Raw genomic sequence first — 16,404 nt, 5'->3', positions numbered from 1 at the left:
AAGGATGCCAGCGGGGCACCACGCGATAACACCTTGTTTTTCGATCCTGGCGTCGTCTAAACCACAAGAACAGTGGATGAACTAACACTCCTGTCTTAGATCGAACAGATACCCGAGGTCGACGCAGGTCGGCTGATCGATGGTGAGCACTGCGATCTTTCAGATGATTTACGACTTCACTGCTTGCCCCGCCTTTATTCCGCTCGACCATCAGCCAGCGACCCACAAGAATGATCTCTTCGAGATCATCTGGACTGACGCCTGTTCTCGTTCAAGAACGCCTGCGGCGAGATCGCCGATGCAGTCGATCTCGACGTCATACTGGCTTGCGTCTCGGCGATCTGCTGCATGTCTTGGTCACGCGTCGCCGACGATGCGATCGTGCTCGCCAACGACAAGAGCCGCGGTGACCATCAGATTACCTTGGTCTTTGGTCGTCGCCTCCACCGAGACAAGCGGATGCGCTTTCAATTTCACTTGGCCTTCTTGCCTCTTAGACACAGATGACGCACCTTCACGCGAACCACCCATTGAGCGCATCGGCTCCGAGGCCGTTAAGCTGGGGTCCGCCGCCGAGATGCTGATCGACGCTCCGCACAAAGCCCAATATCCAACCTGCGCCCGTCCCCCATCCCTGCGTAGCCACCACTTGATTTGCCCAGCAATGAGTGCCCACAGCCGGACTGGCCGATGATTATGGGGACCAGCCGTGAGCGGGATCGTCAGCGCCGTTTTTCGGCGGCTTGCCAACAGAGAGACTGTCCATACGCCCCATTCGCGAAGTTTCACACCTGCACTATAGCCCTACTCGCCTAGGAGCTCACGGGGCGCAAGGCCGCATCAGGATCGCGTTACAAATGACGCGCATCTCGGCAATCAAGACGCTGGTTAGCTTCGACTTCTCGTTCCAACTGGCTTATCTGCGCCCGAACAGAGAGAGCGCGATCGCGCCGCCAGGCCCCTGAACTTGACCATTAAGCTCCAGAAGCCGCAGCCTTTTGTCCCTGACGAGCCGAAGCCAGGATGCTATTGACAACGCGATATGCGAATACGATGGCCGAGCCAATTGTGATGCCTGCTCCGGGATAGATCCCACGCATTGGCGAGGTCATGTCATTGCCACAGGCATAAAGACCCGCGATTGGGCTGCCATTTCGGTCCAATACTTTGCCGTCAGTATCGGTTGCCAGCCCAGCCGCCGTACCTAGCGTTGCCGGGACGCTCGCCAGCGCGACGAATGGGCCCTTTCTGATTGGTCCAAGATTTGGATGTTTCGTTCCCACGAGCCGCGGATCAGCTGCCAGTCGGAGGAAAGAAGCGGCGGCGGGAGCCGCCATCCATGCCGCCAGAAGCGTTAACGTCGGATCAGGTTGTCTGATAACAAAATGCGTCTCATCGCCAAGCCGCTTGCAGTCGACAACAATAACTGACGTTCCGCATCGCGGTGAAACGCTTAGAGGATCCCAATCTCGGATCTTAGACACCCGGCATTATGACGCTGGTTCGCCAGGCACCGGCAAGAGTCATCTCGCGACGGCACTCGTTGTCGAGGCCCTGAAGGCGGGAAAGAGCGTCGCGTTCGCCACGCTAGCCGACATCATTAGCACCCTCTCAAAAGCCGAACGCGAAAGCACTTTGCGCGAGCGCCTGCGGTTCCTCGCCCGCGACTCCCTCCTTGTCGTCGACGAATCGGTTACTTCCCGGTCGTGCCCGGCGGCGGCAATTTGTTCTTCCAGTTGGTCAACGCCCGCTATGAAATAGGGTGCGATGCTCTTCACGTTAAAACGCGGCTTTGCCGAATGGGGCGAGGTCTTTGTGAGATGCCGTCGTCGCCACCGCATTGCTTGATCGCCTGCTTCACCACGCGGTTGTTATCCAAATCGAGGGATCGAGCTATCGGGCCTGCGCGTGTGGCGCCCGAATCTGTAAGCTAGAACCTGACGTAACGTGAGATTTGCATTTCCCGTTGGTGCTGTTAGGTAGAGACGGGGCTGAGCCAATCTGAGGAAGGGATGCTCGAATGAAGAAAATGTTGTTTGTGACTGCGACCGCCATCGCGATCGCAGCGACAGCGCCGAATATCGTGGTTGAGGCCGCGGCACAGGTCGACACCGATGCGCAGGTCGCCGATCCGCAAGATGTTTGCAGCGCCAGCCCGGAGATGGCTTGGGTCTGCGAAACCTTTTTTTGCTTATGCGACCCGGAGTGCAGAGGGACAATAATCCACTAAACAACCGGACAGAACAAATTAAGAGGATGGACCAACCTGGCCGTTTGCGGGCACAGCGGCTCTGTCCTCTTGGTCTGCCGATAACATACCGCAAAGCGGACCGCTCCGCTGACCACACTTGCTCGGTGCGTGCGCCAGGCATGGCTCAACGAACCGTCGTGGAAAGGAGCAACAGCGTTGTTCCCGAACGTGCACGGGGGCCGGCTCAGTGCCGATAGCGCCCAGTCGCTGCTGCGAAAGCATGTTCGTGCGGCTCACAAAAGTTGCCCGTCTTTGAAGGCCAAGAGTGTGTCGCCGCACGTGCTGAGGCACAGCGCTGCGATGGAACTGCTGCAAGCGGGCGTCGACTGCTCCGTGATCGCGCTGTGGCTCGGTCATGAATCGGTCGAGACGACGCAGACGTACCTGCGCAGCAGCTCGGGTGACATCCCCGTAACGCAGGCAGCCTCGTATTCACTTAGCTTTTTCTTCTTGGCCATCGCTGTCTCATGTCGTTGTCAATGGCCACCACGCGGACTGCAAAAGTCTATCAGTGGAATGATGTTGCCTGCGTCGGCAACTTTGAGCGCCACAATGTAGGAGGTGCGGCGATCATTCATCTTTTGAAGATCGTAGCCGCCCGCCCAGTCGATAGGATTCGCTCCGTAGACGCGCTCAAGTATCGTATCCGCCATGATCCGAGAATGCCTTCCGTTTCCGTTTGGAAATGGATGAATCTGAACAAGCCGGTGATGAAACCGAGCCGCTGCCTCTAACTCAGGATAAGTCTTATTCTTTGACCAGTACTGCGCGTCATCCTGCGTCCGCAGCTGAACTGGGATGTGAATGGGATCGACGCCGATCCTCTTGCCTGTCTTTCGGAACGTACCTGCCCAATCCCACACGTCACCGAACAGGCGCTTGTGAAGGGCAACTGCAAAATCGTCCGTCAGAACATCGCCGCGATGGCGACCAAGCCATTGCAGGCCAGACTCAATATTCGCCTGCTCAAGCTCGTCCAGCTCTTCGCGGGTCGTAATGTGCTTGAACTTCACCCCCCCGAGTTCATTGGGATCTAAGGGTGTCGCGCCCTCCGGATATTCTGTCAGTCCGGTCATTTGTCGCTCCAGAAATCAGACGGCATCTCCCGCACAAGAATGGCTGCGATGCGCTCCACTTCCGCAGCCATCTTTTCCTTTGAGAGCGCTTGGTCTTCGAGCGCCATATGTGTGCTTGCCCGACGAACCAACGCCTGCGCCTTTTTTTGCGCTTGAGCAGCTATTACATCTTGGATGGTTCCGACGGGAAGGACGGCGTAGACAAATCGGCATCCCATTGCTTCCGCTGCAGCCTGCATCGACTTCAGGGTGGCTGCCCCTGTCCATCAAACCCACACCAGCCCAATTATGCCCTGTGCTCATCGAACCACGAAACTTCTGCCCGTCAGGCCCGCTATCGACGCTAAGAGGCGGGCACCATCCCGACGCAATCTCGATAGGAGCTTGCCATGGAGCCGGCCTCCCGTTCATCTCAGAGGCACACCTAGCGTCCAATCTTCCTCTATCCGATCGAACCATCAGCCCGTAAGACAATCGCGCAGCGCTCTGGATGCCGATGACGCCCGCAAGACCCACAACAGGTGCCGGAAATCGCACCTCTACGTCCTCCGTTTGTCAGATCCATTTCACCTCCCTGCTGAAGTGCGTCCAAAGGACACAACACTCTGACTCAATAGGACTAGAGATCGCGCAGCACCGTCTTCAAGTAATTGTATGCCTTGATGATCTCGATCAGGCGATCTTCGGTGGAGCGGTCACCGCCATTGGCGTCGGGATGATGCTGCTTAACCAACGCCTTGTACTTGGTCTTGACGTCGCCGAGCGTGGCGTTGTGGTCGAGGCCCATGATCTGGAGCGCCTTGCGCTCGGCATTCATGACCTTGCGCGTCTCGGCCTTGGACTGTGAGTCCGAGTCGTAGTTGGCAGGGCCCTCTCTCTCCGACAACATACTCGACGGATCGAAGGGACCGTCGATCTCCGCTTCCGCGACCTTCTTGACGCCGCCAGTTGCTCCCATCTTCCACGTCGGAAGATGGCCGGTCAGCGCATCCTTCTGATATTGCGCAATAGCTTCGGCATTCATGCCAGAGAAAAAATTGTAATTCTGGTTGTACTCGCGCACGTGAACCAGGCAGAAATGCCAATACTTGCTCGGATTTTGGCGGCCCTTCGGCGCGCGATAAATACCCTTGTTCTGGCAGCCGATCTTTTCGCAGACGACCACAGTCTCGCGCGGCCTGGCTTGCTGCTTGGCTTGCGGCTTGACGCGGATGGAGTCGAAGAATTTGGACAAATCGATCGGCATGCCTGATGGTCGAACTCCGCAAGGAACTATCAGCACCCCGTCGTCGATCGCGGCGCGGTGAACTCGATTGCTGCATTCCGATCGAAATGCTCTACCTTCTTCGCTCGATGAACATTCTTTTAGTTGTGGCTCTATTTTCGACGTCTTCCTCAGCTCTTTAGCAACATGGGTGCCTTTGTCGCCTATCAACGCTAGCAATTGATTTGCATGGCAAGAACATGTCACATAATTGGTTATGAATGTCGTGCCTGCCAAAGCGATCGCTACAAGGGTTCGACATGCAAGATCAATCTACACTTTTTGATCAACCGCCTCCTTCGTCGCTTGCCACGCGCAATTAGGATGAAGCGCGCGTTGGTTCACCAAAAGTGTTACGGCGCAACTTCCCTGTAATCTCTGGACGGAGCCACCGGATTAGCTCGACGGCGGTTAGCAAGGAAGATCAGCATCCGCGCAAACCGACAAATAACATCAGCCTGGCCACGCGTTATGGAGCGGGCGGCAGGCTCGAAAAGGGATGGAGTACCTTTCGTGTTTTGCGAATGGCACGCCAAGCATGCGATCGGGGCGTTGTCAGTGAACAGATCATCGGAATTGGCCCGACCGCTGCGGCGTGCGGACCTTCCATTGGTGACGGAATGATTGTGCTATCGGACGCATCTGACCGGCTTTACTGCAGGCGGCTCGTCACGATGATCTCGTTTCTTGGCCCCAGCCCTCAAACCGCATGGCAGATTGAAGCCTTTAGTCGATGTGCGGGTGCTGATTTGGAGGTGAGCGCGGGCAACGATCGCATCCTTCTTCAAGGTCGGCGTTGAGGGCGCCGAGCTCTATCTCTTTCCCGGTTCCGAGCACATTCATGACCGAGACAATGCATTGCTGCTTGAATGCTAGTGTCGCCATCTCACCGTCGTATTTGCGGATGCGCAGATATGATAGGATGTTCATGTCCAACAGGAAGTTGCGACCGACCTCGATGTTCAACAAGGCAACGCACCAGCGCCGAGATGATGATTGGTTGCTGCTGGAGCAATTTCATCTTCTCAAAGGCAATAAGCCGTGCGGGAAAGTCGCCCGCTGATGGATCGGTCCGCGGCAATCCCGCGTCAAGAAGCGCGTAGAATCGGCGCCCACAATGTGGATGTCCGCCGGCCAAGCGACATCCTTCACTTCGTCGTTCTCTCTCCGAGATGACGCTGTCCATCACTTCGTGGAGCTCGATATCCTCGCGGAGTTGCTTCAGCTGGCTCAGGCAGCTAAACGGCGGCGGCGCGCCCGGTGCCCATGAAGGCGCCTCAACTGGTCTGCTTCGATCTTTCGGCCGGCTTCGAAGAAACCATCAACGATCACAGAAATGTCCTTCTGCCGCTGCTCGGTGTCCTTGATCCTGTTCTAATTCCGTTGGCAAATACAAGAGAAACGAATGAGCCTTTGCATCTCCTCGACTTCTCGATCGTGACTCGCCTCACCTTGCACCTCTCGCAGACTGTCGTGGTGATCGGAAGCGAACTCATGGATGTTTTGCAAGGTCTGGTCGATACCGCTCAACCTCTTCTTGCCCGACCTTCAAGAGCGCAGCTTGTTTCTAAACATCAAACATTACTCACAGAACCTCTCGCTTGAGCTGATGGTCGGCCAATGGCAGCCGCCGGTGCACCGCTGCTCGACGGATCTCGTTTTGATCGACGTCAATGGCCGAGTCCAAGAAACTGCTCGTTAGATGCATACTTCGCCTTTTGATCGAAAGTAGTGGCCCGCGAAGAGCCGCGATCAAGGCAAAGATTATGGGAAATTGAAAGCCCGGCTAAGCGCTTACAAATCAACGGCATGGACAAGAACCCAATGCGCTGGCCCGACGGGAGCTTCTCGATTCAGGGCGCCGCGGCTGAGCTTGGAGTGACCCGGCAGACGGTGTTCAATGATCTCGCGCGCGGATTGCTGGCAGGGGTTGGCCAAGGGCGAGCCATGGCAGATCGAGCTCTCAGACACAAATTACTCACCATCGCAACCGGGTACGACACACCGAGCGATCGAAGAACGAGGCACCATGAAGTCATCGGCTCTCCCATAGCTTCTTGCCATGTATCTACGGGACTTGGCTGGCTACGATGGTGGAGGCATGGCCATGGCGGTCCTCGAGCATTTTCAGTACATCTCGCCGCTCGGCGGCGCTGAGCGCCGACAATCCACAATCGTCCAGTCACGTTGATCATAGCGTGACCCGACGACTGGGAACCCAAGCCGCTCACCGCCGAACAGCGCCGAGATCTCCTCGAGATCGTCGATGATCGGTATTCTTCCGCTGAGGCCGTCGCCCTCGGCTTACGCCGACGCTTGCGCCGCGCCTGCCGAACCAAGCTTGTACGATCCTCTGCCATCTGACGCTGTCGCGCCAAGCCTAAAAATAGCACTGCATCGAGTACGGCGGGAACACGCTCGGCAAAGCCCGCCTTCGCAAATCCGAAGGAATCACAGCCGGATCGAAATCACTCACTTATTTTTCGGTCCGGCTCTCAGGAGGTTGCTTTGTTTGCGGAGCCGAACAAAACTCTCCGTAACAAGCTTTCTCACCCTTGTAGTTGGCCAAAGCCTGGACCAACCTAGGTACGTAGTTCTGTTTCCTTTTTTCCTGCATAGGATGCGGATCCTCCACTGATTTCAGTGCCAGCTCAATCAACTCGATCGCGCGTTCCTTGTTGCCGCTCTCATAGTAATACTGAGCGACCGCCTCACATGCCCGGAACTTGTAGTAGTCGCCTGGCGGGGGTTTGAGGGCCAGAATTTGTTCGGACAGCTCCCTACCCATCGCAAAACGCTCGGCACGCGGGAGATGGGACGTGTCAATCGCCGGATCGAAGAGTTCGCTTATAGCTACGGTCATCCACTCCTGGGATTTTTGGTCGATTGCGTCGCGAACCAATTGGCGCATGGCAGGCAGGCCCGTCCGCATGTCGCGCATTTTGTGAAGCAACAGATTGACATGAAGCTGACGGAAGTCCATTCGATTGGGCATCAAGCCAAGGCCCTCTTCAACGGCCGAGAACGCGGTTTTCCAATCTTCGGCCTCCATCGCCGGCCGAAGTTTGTCGTAGATTGGTCCGATCACGGCTATTTCGCGGGCAAGGCGTTGGTCTGCCTCGATCCGGTTCGCATCGGCAGCTTTGGCTTGATCGCTAGTTCGCCAGATGCCGTCGATGACTTTCGGCAAAACGCCGTCGAGTCGTCTCGGGTGTCCGATAAAGGCGATCCGGCCGTCACGGTCGACCACGAAGGAGGTGGGAATTCCGCAAGAAAAACTGGGCTCCATCCAGAGCTTGTCCATTTCGCCTGAGTAGTCGAACGCGATCCGATAGTTCAGCTTCGGAAATTTTTCGGCCAACCACGCGTCCAAATTGGTTCGGGCCTCTTTCGCGGTTGGAGCTCTTTCGCTGGCTGCGACTCCGACGACCTCAAGCCCCCTGTCTCTATATTGCTCTTGCAGCTGCACCAGATGGGGCATCGCCTCCACACATGGCCCGCACCAAGTCGCCCAAAATTCGACAATGTACATCTTACCGGATTGAAAGCTCTTCAGAGGTTGGCCACGCGGCCAGCTCTGCACTTTGATAGGAGGGGCCAGGGATTCCATGCGCAGCACCATGTTGCTCTCCAAAGCTATTGCTAAAGGTTGCTCGACACTCTCAGACTCGTTCTGCTCTCGCGGAAGGCGGCAAATGCTTCGGGATCAGTGCCCGCGCAACCAGCGCCTTGATCATGCAGTAGTGGTAGTAGCTGTGAGGAGATCCTGGGGCTCTGCGCCATCCGCAGTAGCCTGAATGCAAAGTTAAACCCGTCTTACCGGAAGCGTTGACGCCAACAGCATTACCCGCTGCAATCTTCGCCGGCTCTGTGGGGGGCGCGGTCACCGCCACATTGTTGTTCGCCGCTCCCGCATTTCCGAGCATAAACGGCATAAGAGTTGCGTTGATCAGGATAAATCGGGCAAGTCTCATCGTGCAACATCTGCGGCGAATTCGCCGACCGTTTTGGCCGCGCGGCTCTTTGTTGCTCATACCAGCAATCTGCGTGCCACTCTCGGAATCTGATGCCGTCTTGGTACAGGAGAGTGAATTCCGCGTAGACCTCAGCCTACCATTCTGAAATGGCGGGCCGCCTTATTACGCTTCCCACATTGGCCGTCTTGAAGGTGACACCGACGACAAGAGAAGATCGAGCCTTAGCATAATGCCGGTCCCTTCCTCTAAACGTCTACCGCATTTCGACAGAGGCGCGGCTCGCGGAGGAGAGTCCGAGGATTGCAAGCCACCAGTCCTAGCTATGGGAGACACTCACGCAACATCCCTTCGAAGGGATTGAATTCGCATGTAGCGTCAAGTTGTACATACCAGGGGAAGAACCTGTCCACAAAAGCATCGCCAAAGTAGCAAAGCCATTTCTTGCGGCTTTATTATCTTCCGCTTTGCTTGGTTGGGATGAGCGGTTTACTCTTGCTAACACAATCGGACGCTACAATTGCAGCGCTAGTAGCCGCTGCTCGAGAGTTTTAGTATGTGATCGAATGAACACGACATTGTCGGTTTTCGATACATCTGTCGCGCGTATGGGCTCTTGAACGAAGCCGTGCTTATGACCTCGAGCGGCTCGACGCTTGCTGAGGAAGTCCACTACGCATTGGGCCGGAACTGACGCACTTCCTCAATGACGGGCGTATCGAGCTCGACCCAATTCGGTTGAAAACGCGATTCGGCCGATCTGCATGATCAGAAAACAAGCGCGCTCTTCGCCGGTCACGAGGTCGGAGCCGAAAACTGGGCTTTGCTCGCATCCATCGTGCCGGCCTGCAAGCTCAACGACGTCAACCCGGTCGCCTACATCGCCGAAACACTCGAAGCGATCATCGCCGGCCATCCACCAAGCAAAATTGACGACCTCATGCCATGGCGATTCCGCAAAACGTCAAGCCGGCATCAAGAGGGTTGCGGGTAACTTTCAATTACGCACATTTGACATCGGTTGTGAACGCCGCGCCGCGGGGGAACTCTTGAATCGGAAGACTCTGTTGTGATTCGTTGTTGAGCACCTGATTCGCGAGTGTGGGTGCTCGATGGGCTTGGAAGGAACGCGCGGAGGCGCGTGCTCAGCGATTGACGACCGGTATTGAGACGTGGGTTGATCGGGAAGCTGCGGGATGCGAGTTTAAGGATGAGCGGCTTGGCCGCCGGTTCTGCAAACTGCTCCCACAAATGGGGAGCGATATGGGACAAAGCATCCCGCTGGTTTGTCAGGACTGGGCCAACACGAAGGCCGCCTATCGCTTCTTCTCCAACGAACGGGTCAACGAGAAGGGATCGATCCTCGTTCTCCATGACACGGGACGGAATTCAGCTTAAGCGCGAGAAGCCGGATTTGATTGGCTTTACGCGCAAGACGGTAGGGCGCACACAGTGCGGCATCCTGACGCATTCGAGCACCGCCGTGACGACGAGGGGCTTCCGCTCGGACTAGCGGCAATCAAGTTTTGGACACGCAAGAAGTTCAAGGGGGACGATGGCGCTGAAGCGGAAGATCAATCCGACGCGTGTTCCGATCGAGCAGAAGGAGAGTATCCGCTGGCTGGAGAATTTACGGCAATCGACCGACCTTCTCGCTGCCCCTGGACGATGCGTTCATATTGGTGATCGCGAGAGCAACATCTATGAGTTGTTTTGCCTGGCCGAGGGAGGTTGGAACACACTTCTTGGTGCGAACCTGTGTTGGTCGGCTTGCCGGGGATGGCAATCATACAATTGCCGACGAAATGGACGAGGTTACGGTCAAAGGCCTACATCGGATCAAGGTCAAGGACGACAAAGGCGATCCGGATGAAGCGCTTCTCGAAATTCGTTTCCGCAAGTTCGAATTCTGCCGCCGGTCGGTAAGCAGAAGAAAATATCCCGCACTCACTCTGACCGTGATCCATGCTCAAGAGCGGAGAACGCCGAAGCGGCGAAAGAAGATCGAGTGGAAGCTCCAAGGCGGAGGACTCGAAATTGCGAACCGCTGAGCGTCTGGTCAATCTGATCGCTGTTTTTTGGATTGTAAGTTGGCGCGTCTTCTGGATGACGATACTCAATCGCTCCTCGCCGAATGCCCTACCGCAGACGGCGCTGAGATCCCGAACCCAGGCTTCTTGATCATTTGGTGAAAGACAGGGGTGCTGATCGCCACGAAGCACGCTCTCGCACTATGTCGTCAAGATCGCGCGGCTCGGAGGATATTCTGGCCCGAGCCATCGATCAGCCTCCAGGAAATGCCGTTATCTAGCGCGGACTGTCACGGCTGACTGATATCGAACTGGGAGCCGCGATCGAGGCAAAGATTTATGGGTAATTAAAGACGCGCGTTTGGACAGCTCATCAGTTGGATCCGAAGCAGTCAGCCGGCTGGAAGTGCTTGAGGGGCCGTCCGGGCGTCGTGTGCGTTCAGAGGCCGAGTGGGCTCGGATCGTCGGCGAAAGTCTGCTGCCCGGCGCTCAGGTGCGGAGGCAGCGCGCAAGCTCGGAGCGACGCGCTGGCAAATTTACCATTGGCAACGACGCTTCCGACAGCGCCGCGAACTATCGTCGCGCGAGGCTCCGCAGCCGCCGTTCGCAACCGCTTGTCGTGGACGGGCTGTTAGAGGAGCGTCACGTTCCGGCAGTCAAGCTCGAGATTGCGATTGGCGACGTCGTCGTGCGAACGGATGCGGCGAAAGCGGATGAGGCGATAGATGGGGAGCAGCTGTCTCGATTGATCCGCGCGGTGCGGGCGTCACGATATTGTCCCCGGCTCCGAACTGAAGATTTATATCGCGACGCGACCCGTCGACTTCCACTGTGTGGGCACGATGGGCTTGGTGCGAAGGTGCAGGAGATACTTGGTTTCGATCCGTTCAGCGGTGCGGCCTTCGTGTTCCGGTCGAAACGGACGGACCGAATTGAGATTCTGGTGTGGGATCGAACCGGCCTGGTGCTGGTGCAGAAACGCCTCGAGGCTTGCAAGTTCGTGTGGCCAAAGCTTGCGGACGGCGTGGTGCGGATATCGCCGGCAATGTTCACCGCGCTGTTTGAGGGCCTGGCTTGGCGGTTGGTCCGCCCGGAGGAAGCGCGGCGCCCACAGATCGCTGGATCAGTGCGGCAAAATGACTCTGTGCCGAGTTGGGCATGGCACCGTCGGCGCAGAAAACGATGAACGTCTACTCTCGGCGTGTCGCGGGGGATTATTCTCGGGAACGCCGTGCGCCTTGGTACAGCGCCCCCTACGGTCCGGCACTTGTCTTTCTTCGAGAGCCAACGACGGCGTTCCAGCTTCGTGATCACTTCCGGCCAACGCGCTGTCACGTCAGACTTAAGCATGTGCTCAGGTACAGATCCCTTCGAAGAGATCCCATGTGCTGCGAGAAATTTAAGGAAACGACGCTTATCTAAACACCTCACGGGCTTAGTAAAGGTGGTCGACCTGCTCGCAGGGCGACATCCGGAAAAGCTCCGCGTACAGGTTTCATGGCGAGGCTCTTCACGCCATAATTCAGTGGCGCAATGATTACCAACTTTCTTCAGCCGGCGAGACCAATTGGTTACCACATGAACTTCGCGCCCTCGGGCAGCTCACAGACAAACTCGCCCTGATTCACGACATCGGCTGTGCCTACCACAAGTTTAGATGCGCGCACGGTGAGTTTGCCCTCGCGGCTGAGGTTGTGCCGAATGTATTCCGTCACCGCGCGCCCCGAACTATCGAGGGTTTGATGCGCATTGGCAAAGCTGATGCCATTCTGGGGCGTCACCCGGAAAGCACTGATGGCCAACCCACCCTGCGTCGCCGGCCCTGGCTTTCCACCATCGGCGACTGTACAGCGACTCAGATCCATCACGACTCTCACGTTCTTTCCCGCCTGGAGGGCGTTCAGCACCTCGATGTATTTCGGCGAGGGCTCATCTGCCCTGACGAGCGTGCTCACGCTTACGGCCGCAATCAAGGACACAGCGACCGACAGGCGCGTGTTTCTAAACAGCCTGCAACGTTCTACCTCTGATCGCTCAGCCACAAAGTTAGGCGCCAGGCGACCCTCTCGATGCCGCGCTGTAAACCACTTGCCGTTCTTTCGCGCGGCGCTGTCTCGTGACTGTTCCGTTCCAACCTCGTCCACGCACCATTTTTCGATGGGCGAAACACTGCTTTGAATGCACATGCGATGACCGTTCTGTCTGCGACTTTGCGCGGCGTTGTCCGCCTATGGACCTTGATAGTGGACCTAGCTGACGGCAAGCTGACACACACCTGGTCGCAACTGGGAACTTGGCTTGGTTTGCGACCCACGAGTGGTGGTTCACATGAGCGTAAGCCAGGTGCCGGTCGTCTATCCCCTGATCGATTATTCGGACGTGCTCAACTATCCGGCGTTCGGCGGCGGATTCAGCTTCAAGACCAATTTCGTGAACCTGTCGCGTGACGCGCCGGTGTTCGATCGCAGCACTCCCGCGATAGACCACGCCATCCAGATCCGAAATGATCCCTCGATTGGCGGCCATTTGATGTGACGGTCCGCGTCAGCCATTCATCAGCATCCCGCCATTCACGTGAACGATCTGCCCGGTCATGTAGGAAGCTGCAGGACTTGCGAGAAAGACCGCAAGACCCGCGATATCCTCCGGCACCCCGACCCGTCCCAAGGGGATCCGGCCGCTATGGCGAGCTTCAGTCTCCTCACGCGGGCGTCCATGCATCGGCGTATCGATGATTCCGGGCGCGATTGCGTTCACATTGATGTTGAGTGGCGCGCATTCATAGGCAAGCAGCTTGGTCACGTCGTGAACGATTGCCTTTGACAAGCAATAGTCGGCGCCGCCGGCCTGGTAGTTGAAGACTGCCCCCTGTGCGGACAGCGAGGAGCCGACGTTGACGATCCGCCCCCCCTTGGCTTGCATGAAACGCTCGATCGCCAGTTTCGAGCATCGCAAAACGGCTACCGAGTTGATCTGGATCGTGCGCTCAATCTTCGCGGTGTTGCCGTTTAAGAGCGGCTGGGCAGATTTGATGCCCGCATTGTTGACCAGCACGTCGAGCCCGCCGAAGTTCTTGCCAATCTTATCGAGAACTCTGGTGACATCTTCCTCGCGCGCCACATCCATTGCCATGGGCACGACGCCGTTGCCATAGGGCAAGCTTGCCAAAGTGTTCCTGAGGTTTGCCAGGTTGCTGTCGGTGGCAAGGACGTTCGCCCCTCCTGCCCGAAATGCATTCACAATGGCAGACCCGATGCCGCCTCCGGCTCCGGTTACGAGCACCGTTCTATCTGATACTGAGAACTGTTCAGTCATTCCAACTCCAAGATCGTTTGGGACTTCAGAAACTCGTCAACTGCCTCCGCGGTAGGCATGGAGCTTTGGGCGCCGCGCCGCGTCACACAAAGCGAGGCTACGGCTAGCGCCCTTCTCACTACTTGCCTTAGAGGCAGCCGCTGGGCCAATGATGCGGCGAACGCCCCGTTGAAGGCATCTCCCGCGGCGGTGGTATCGATCACCTTGACAGGGAAGGCCCGCAGCGAAAATGAGGTTTCCGTATCGGCATAGTATACGCCCTGTGCACCAAGGGTGATCAGCGCGGCACTTGATCCGAGATCAACAAGCCTCATGGCAGCGTGCGCGGCACTTTCGAAATCGTACACCTCGATTCCCGTCAGCTCGAAAGCTTCCGTCTGATTCGGCGTCACGAAATCGACATTTCGCCAGGCCGCCGACGAAAGCCCCGGCCGCACCGGCGCCGGATTGAAGATGAGCTCAAAACCCCTCTCGGGCTTCATCTCGAAGAGCCGATTGAGCGCTCCGATCGGCATACCCATTTCCGCAACGACGATGGTATCGGGCTCTATGAACTGCGCCGCGCTCTCGATCATATCTGGCGTCACGTTCAGATTTGCGGCAGGGTCGATCACAATCATGTTGGAGCCGTCGTCACCGACCATAACCATGGCCGACCCCGAAATCTCGCCGGCACAGATATCAATCGCATCCGCGCAAACGCCGGCTTCGCACAGCGACCGCAACAGGGTGTGACCGGCCTCATCGTCGCCAAGCCGCGTGTAGAAGTGAGGCTTGAGCCCGAGCCGGGGCGGCGGCAACGGCCTGATTGGCGCCTTTTCCTCCAGGGTTGCGGGTCAACGTGCCCATCAGGCTTTCACCTGGGGTTGGCAGTCGATCGACAGCGAAGCAGAGATCGAGATTTGTCGTTCCAAAGAACGCCAATGGCCTGACACTCATTTTACCGCACCGAAGGTAAGGCCACGTTCGAGATGATGCTGGCCGATAACGATCAGAATGACGGGAATGACCATTGTCATGACCAGGCCCGCGGCCATGACAGGGTAGAATTGTACGCCTGGGTTGAGCAGTTTAAGAAGGGCCACAGTCACCGGCGCCTTGGTCGAGCTGAGCATAAGACCGAGCGCGAAGTTGTGCCAGGCCCAAGCAGAAAGATGAGCAACGAGGCACCGATCAGGCCGGGCTTTAAGAGCGGCAGCACGATGTGCAACATGATCCGAAAGGGTCGGGCACCATCCATCGCCGCCGCCTCCTCGATATCCTTTGGGATGTCTTCTATGTAGGAGCGGCTCAGCCAAACAATCATCGGCAGTGTGACGACCTGGTAGACCCAGATCATGCCGAGATAGGTGTCATACAGTCCGATCGTCTGAAACACGCTGAAGAGTGGGATGACGACCAGAAGCACCGGCGCAAAGCGGAATCCAAGAATGAAGAAGGCGATGTCTTCCTTGCGGGGTAGATCCCGCCTCGCCAGAACGTATCCCGCAGGAACCCCCACCGCTAAGGAGACGGCAACGGAGCCGAGCGCAATTACGACACTGTTCGTGATTGGGGTAAGGAAGTCGACTTTTATGGTGCCGTAGCTCGTCGCACCCGCCTGCCACATCAAACAAGACACGGAAGTTGTCCAATGTCGGCGAGAACACGAAGCTTGGTGGCCAAGCCATGACCTCCGCCTGCTGCTTGAGCGACATCATCACGATCCAGACAAGAGAAAATGCCAGGATCAATGCGCATATACCGACGAGGACGTTTACGACCAGATTGGCGGCGGCTGAACGTTTGAAGCGCATTGTGTTCCTCTCAGCTGACGCGCTGCCGAACGAAGCGCCACAGCTTGACAGCGGCGAATGTCCCGACCAGCACGACCATCCATTTGGCTACCATAATGGCAGCCCCACGCCCGAAGGCGAGATTCTGGAATGCAGTGATGTAGGCGCGCACTGAGAGCACGGCGGTAGTGTTGCCGGGTCCTCCTTGCGTTGTGCCGAAGATGATGTCGAATTGATTAAGGGATTCGATCAACCGAAACATTGAGGCGATCAGGATGTAGGGAGCGACGAGCGGCAGCTCGATGTGCAGAAAGGTTGCCCATCCCTTCGCTCCATTGACGCGCGCCGCCTCCCTCACCTCATCATTTATACCCTGCAGTCCGGCAAAAATGATCAGCGCGAAGAACGGCTTGTAAGTCCAGACATCGATCAAGACGAGCGAAAAGATTGCGGTCGCGGGGTCTGAGATCCAAGCAAAACGACTGATGCCGGTCAGCGAAAGCAAATAGTTCATGATCCCGCTCTGTGGGTCCATCATCGTCGTCCACATCAGCGCGACGCTCATCGGAGGCAGGACGAGCGGCAGGAGAATGATGGGGCGCATCAGACGCGCAAGAAAGACGTCCGTGGCGAAGAGCTTAGCAAGTGCGAGACCAAACGCGGCTTGCACAACCACTGCCGATCCGGCGTAAACAATGGTGGCGCGGACGCTATTCCAG

General features: G+C 57.1%; 17 protein-coding genes and 3 pseudogenes. 9 read left to right on the top strand and 11 right to left on the bottom strand.

The genetic code is table 11. The annotated features are described in order from the left end of the window. Positions 1-974: 974 nt before the first annotated feature. On the bottom strand, positions 975-1,337 hold the full coding sequence (locus tag P0R31_RS05565) for an FAD-binding protein (RefSeq protein WP_275513174.1): 363 nt from the start codon (positions 1,335-1,337) through the stop codon (positions 975-977). Positions 1,338-1,500: 163 nt separating this feature from the next. Between P0R31_RS05565 and P0R31_RS05560 the strand changes: the two are divergent. The 3 genes and pseudogenes from P0R31_RS05560 to P0R31_RS05550 form a co-directional block, all read left to right on the top strand. Continuing rightward, positions 1,501-1,900, top strand: a pseudogene (locus tag P0R31_RS05560) (ATP-binding protein); the annotation flags it as partial. A gap of 120 nt (positions 1,901-2,020) precedes the next feature. Continuing rightward, entirely contained in the window at positions 2,021-2,230 is a 210-nt protein-coding gene (locus P0R31_RS05555) for a hypothetical protein (protein WP_275513173.1), read from the top strand. A 129-nt stretch (positions 2,231-2,359) separates the two neighbouring features. Continuing rightward, positions 2,360-2,587, top strand: a pseudogene (locus P0R31_RS05550) (tyrosine-type recombinase/integrase); the annotation flags it as partial. Positions 2,588-2,727: 140 nt separating this feature from the next. On the opposite strand, the gene P0R31_RS05545 reads toward P0R31_RS05550, so the two are convergent. The 4 genes from P0R31_RS05545 to P0R31_RS05530 all read right to left on the bottom strand — a co-directional run bounded on the left by P0R31_RS05545 (position 2,728) and on the right by P0R31_RS05530 (position 5,557). Next, a complete protein-coding gene (locus tag P0R31_RS05545) occupies positions 2,728-3,327 on the bottom strand; it encodes a mobile mystery protein B (RefSeq protein ID WP_275513172.1) in 600 nt (199 codons plus the stop codon). Continuing rightward, positions 3,324-3,566 (bottom strand): hypothetical protein, encoded by a 243-nt coding sequence (locus P0R31_RS05540; RefSeq protein WP_275513171.1) that lies wholly within the window; start codon positions 3,564-3,566, stop codon positions 3,324-3,326. Before P0R31_RS05540 ends, P0R31_RS05545 begins: the two co-directional genes overlap by 4 nt. Positions 3,567-3,946: 380 nt before the next feature. Beyond that, positions 3,947-4,573, bottom strand: a complete 627-nt coding sequence (locus P0R31_RS05535; protein ID WP_275513336.1) for a J domain-containing protein — start codon at positions 4,571-4,573, stop codon at positions 3,947-3,949. A gap of 744 nt (positions 4,574-5,317) precedes the next feature. After that, entirely contained in the window at positions 5,318-5,557 is a 240-nt protein-coding gene (locus tag P0R31_RS05530) for a hypothetical protein (RefSeq protein ID WP_275513170.1), read from the bottom strand. A gap of 294 nt (positions 5,558-5,851) precedes the next feature. Between P0R31_RS05530 and P0R31_RS05525 the strand changes: the two genes are divergently transcribed. Beyond that, positions 5,852-6,196, top strand: a complete 345-nt coding sequence (locus tag P0R31_RS05525; RefSeq protein WP_275513169.1) for a hypothetical protein — start codon at positions 5,852-5,854, stop codon at positions 6,194-6,196. Between the two features lie 871 nt (positions 6,197-7,067). Here the strand turns inward: P0R31_RS05525 and P0R31_RS05520 are convergent. Beyond that, positions 7,068-8,213 (bottom strand): TlpA disulfide reductase family protein, encoded by a 1,146-nt coding sequence (locus P0R31_RS05520; protein ID WP_275513168.1) that lies wholly within the window; start codon positions 8,211-8,213, stop codon positions 7,068-7,070. Between the two features lie 986 nt (positions 8,214-9,199). On the opposite strand from P0R31_RS05520, the pseudogene P0R31_RS41000 reads away from it, so the two are divergent. The 4 genes and pseudogenes from P0R31_RS41000 to tnpB all read left to right on the top strand — a co-directional run. Beyond that, positions 9,200-9,559: pseudogene (locus tag P0R31_RS41000) on the top strand (transposase domain-containing protein); the annotation flags it as partial. 107 nt (positions 9,560-9,666) lie between these two features. Further along, positions 9,667-9,963 (top strand): IS4/Tn5 family transposase DNA-binding protein, encoded by a 297-nt coding sequence (locus P0R31_RS05510; RefSeq protein WP_275513166.1) that lies wholly within the window; start codon positions 9,667-9,669, stop codon positions 9,961-9,963. Positions 9,964-10,310: 347 nt separating this feature from the next. Further along, positions 10,311-10,616, top strand: a complete 306-nt coding sequence (locus P0R31_RS05505) for a hypothetical protein (protein WP_275513165.1) — start codon at positions 10,311-10,313, stop codon at positions 10,614-10,616. Positions 10,617-10,956: 340 nt separating this feature from the next. Further along, on the top strand, positions 10,957-11,781 hold the full coding sequence (gene tnpB, locus P0R31_RS05500; RefSeq protein ID WP_275513164.1) for an IS66 family insertion sequence element accessory protein TnpB: 825 nt from the start codon (positions 10,957-10,959) through the stop codon (positions 11,779-11,781). A gap of 385 nt (positions 11,782-12,166) precedes the next feature. On the opposite strand, the gene P0R31_RS05495 is transcribed toward tnpB, so the two are convergent. After that, positions 12,167-12,550 carry a VirK family protein gene (locus P0R31_RS05495; protein ID WP_275513163.1) on the bottom strand — a complete coding sequence of 128 codons (384 nt, stop codon included), beginning with the start codon at positions 12,548-12,550 and terminating at the stop codon, positions 12,167-12,169. A gap of 373 nt (positions 12,551-12,923) precedes the next feature. On the opposite strand from P0R31_RS05495, the gene P0R31_RS05490 reads away from it, so the two are divergent. Next, complete coding sequence (locus P0R31_RS05490; RefSeq protein ID WP_275513162.1) at positions 12,924-13,130, top strand: hypothetical protein; 207 nt, start codon at positions 12,924-12,926, stop codon at positions 13,128-13,130. Positions 13,131-13,139: 9 nt separating this feature from the next. Here the strand turns inward: P0R31_RS05490 and P0R31_RS05485 are convergent, their stop codons facing one another. The 4 genes from P0R31_RS05485 to P0R31_RS05470 form a co-directional block, all read right to left on the bottom strand. Next, positions 13,140-13,910 (bottom strand): SDR family NAD(P)-dependent oxidoreductase, encoded by a 771-nt coding sequence (locus P0R31_RS05485; RefSeq protein WP_275513161.1) that lies wholly within the window; start codon positions 13,908-13,910, stop codon positions 13,140-13,142. Beyond that, entirely contained in the window at positions 13,907-14,710 is an 804-nt protein-coding gene (locus tag P0R31_RS05480) for a ribokinase (RefSeq protein WP_275513160.1), read from the bottom strand. Before P0R31_RS05480 ends, P0R31_RS05485 begins: the two co-directional genes overlap by 4 nt. 287 nt (positions 14,711-14,997) lie before the next feature. Next, positions 14,998-15,519, bottom strand: coding sequence for a carbohydrate ABC transporter permease (locus tag P0R31_RS05475; RefSeq protein ID WP_275513159.1), 522 nt, complete (start codon positions 15,517-15,519; stop codon positions 14,998-15,000). Positions 15,520-15,716: 197 nt separating this feature from the next. After that, the gene (locus P0R31_RS05470) at positions 15,717-16,361 is read right to left on the bottom strand and encodes a carbohydrate ABC transporter permease (RefSeq protein WP_275513158.1); all 645 of its coding nucleotides are present in this window, start codon (positions 16,359-16,361) and stop codon (positions 15,717-15,719) included. Positions 16,362-16,404: the final 43 nt, after the last annotated feature.

This window comes from Bradyrhizobium yuanmingense, assembly GCF_029167105.1.
Lineage (GTDB): Bacteria > Pseudomonadota > Alphaproteobacteria > Rhizobiales > Xanthobacteraceae > Bradyrhizobium > Bradyrhizobium yuanmingense_A.
The sequence above is the reverse complement of the archived record's forward strand: the minus strand, read 5'-3'. Positions and strand labels throughout refer to the sequence as shown.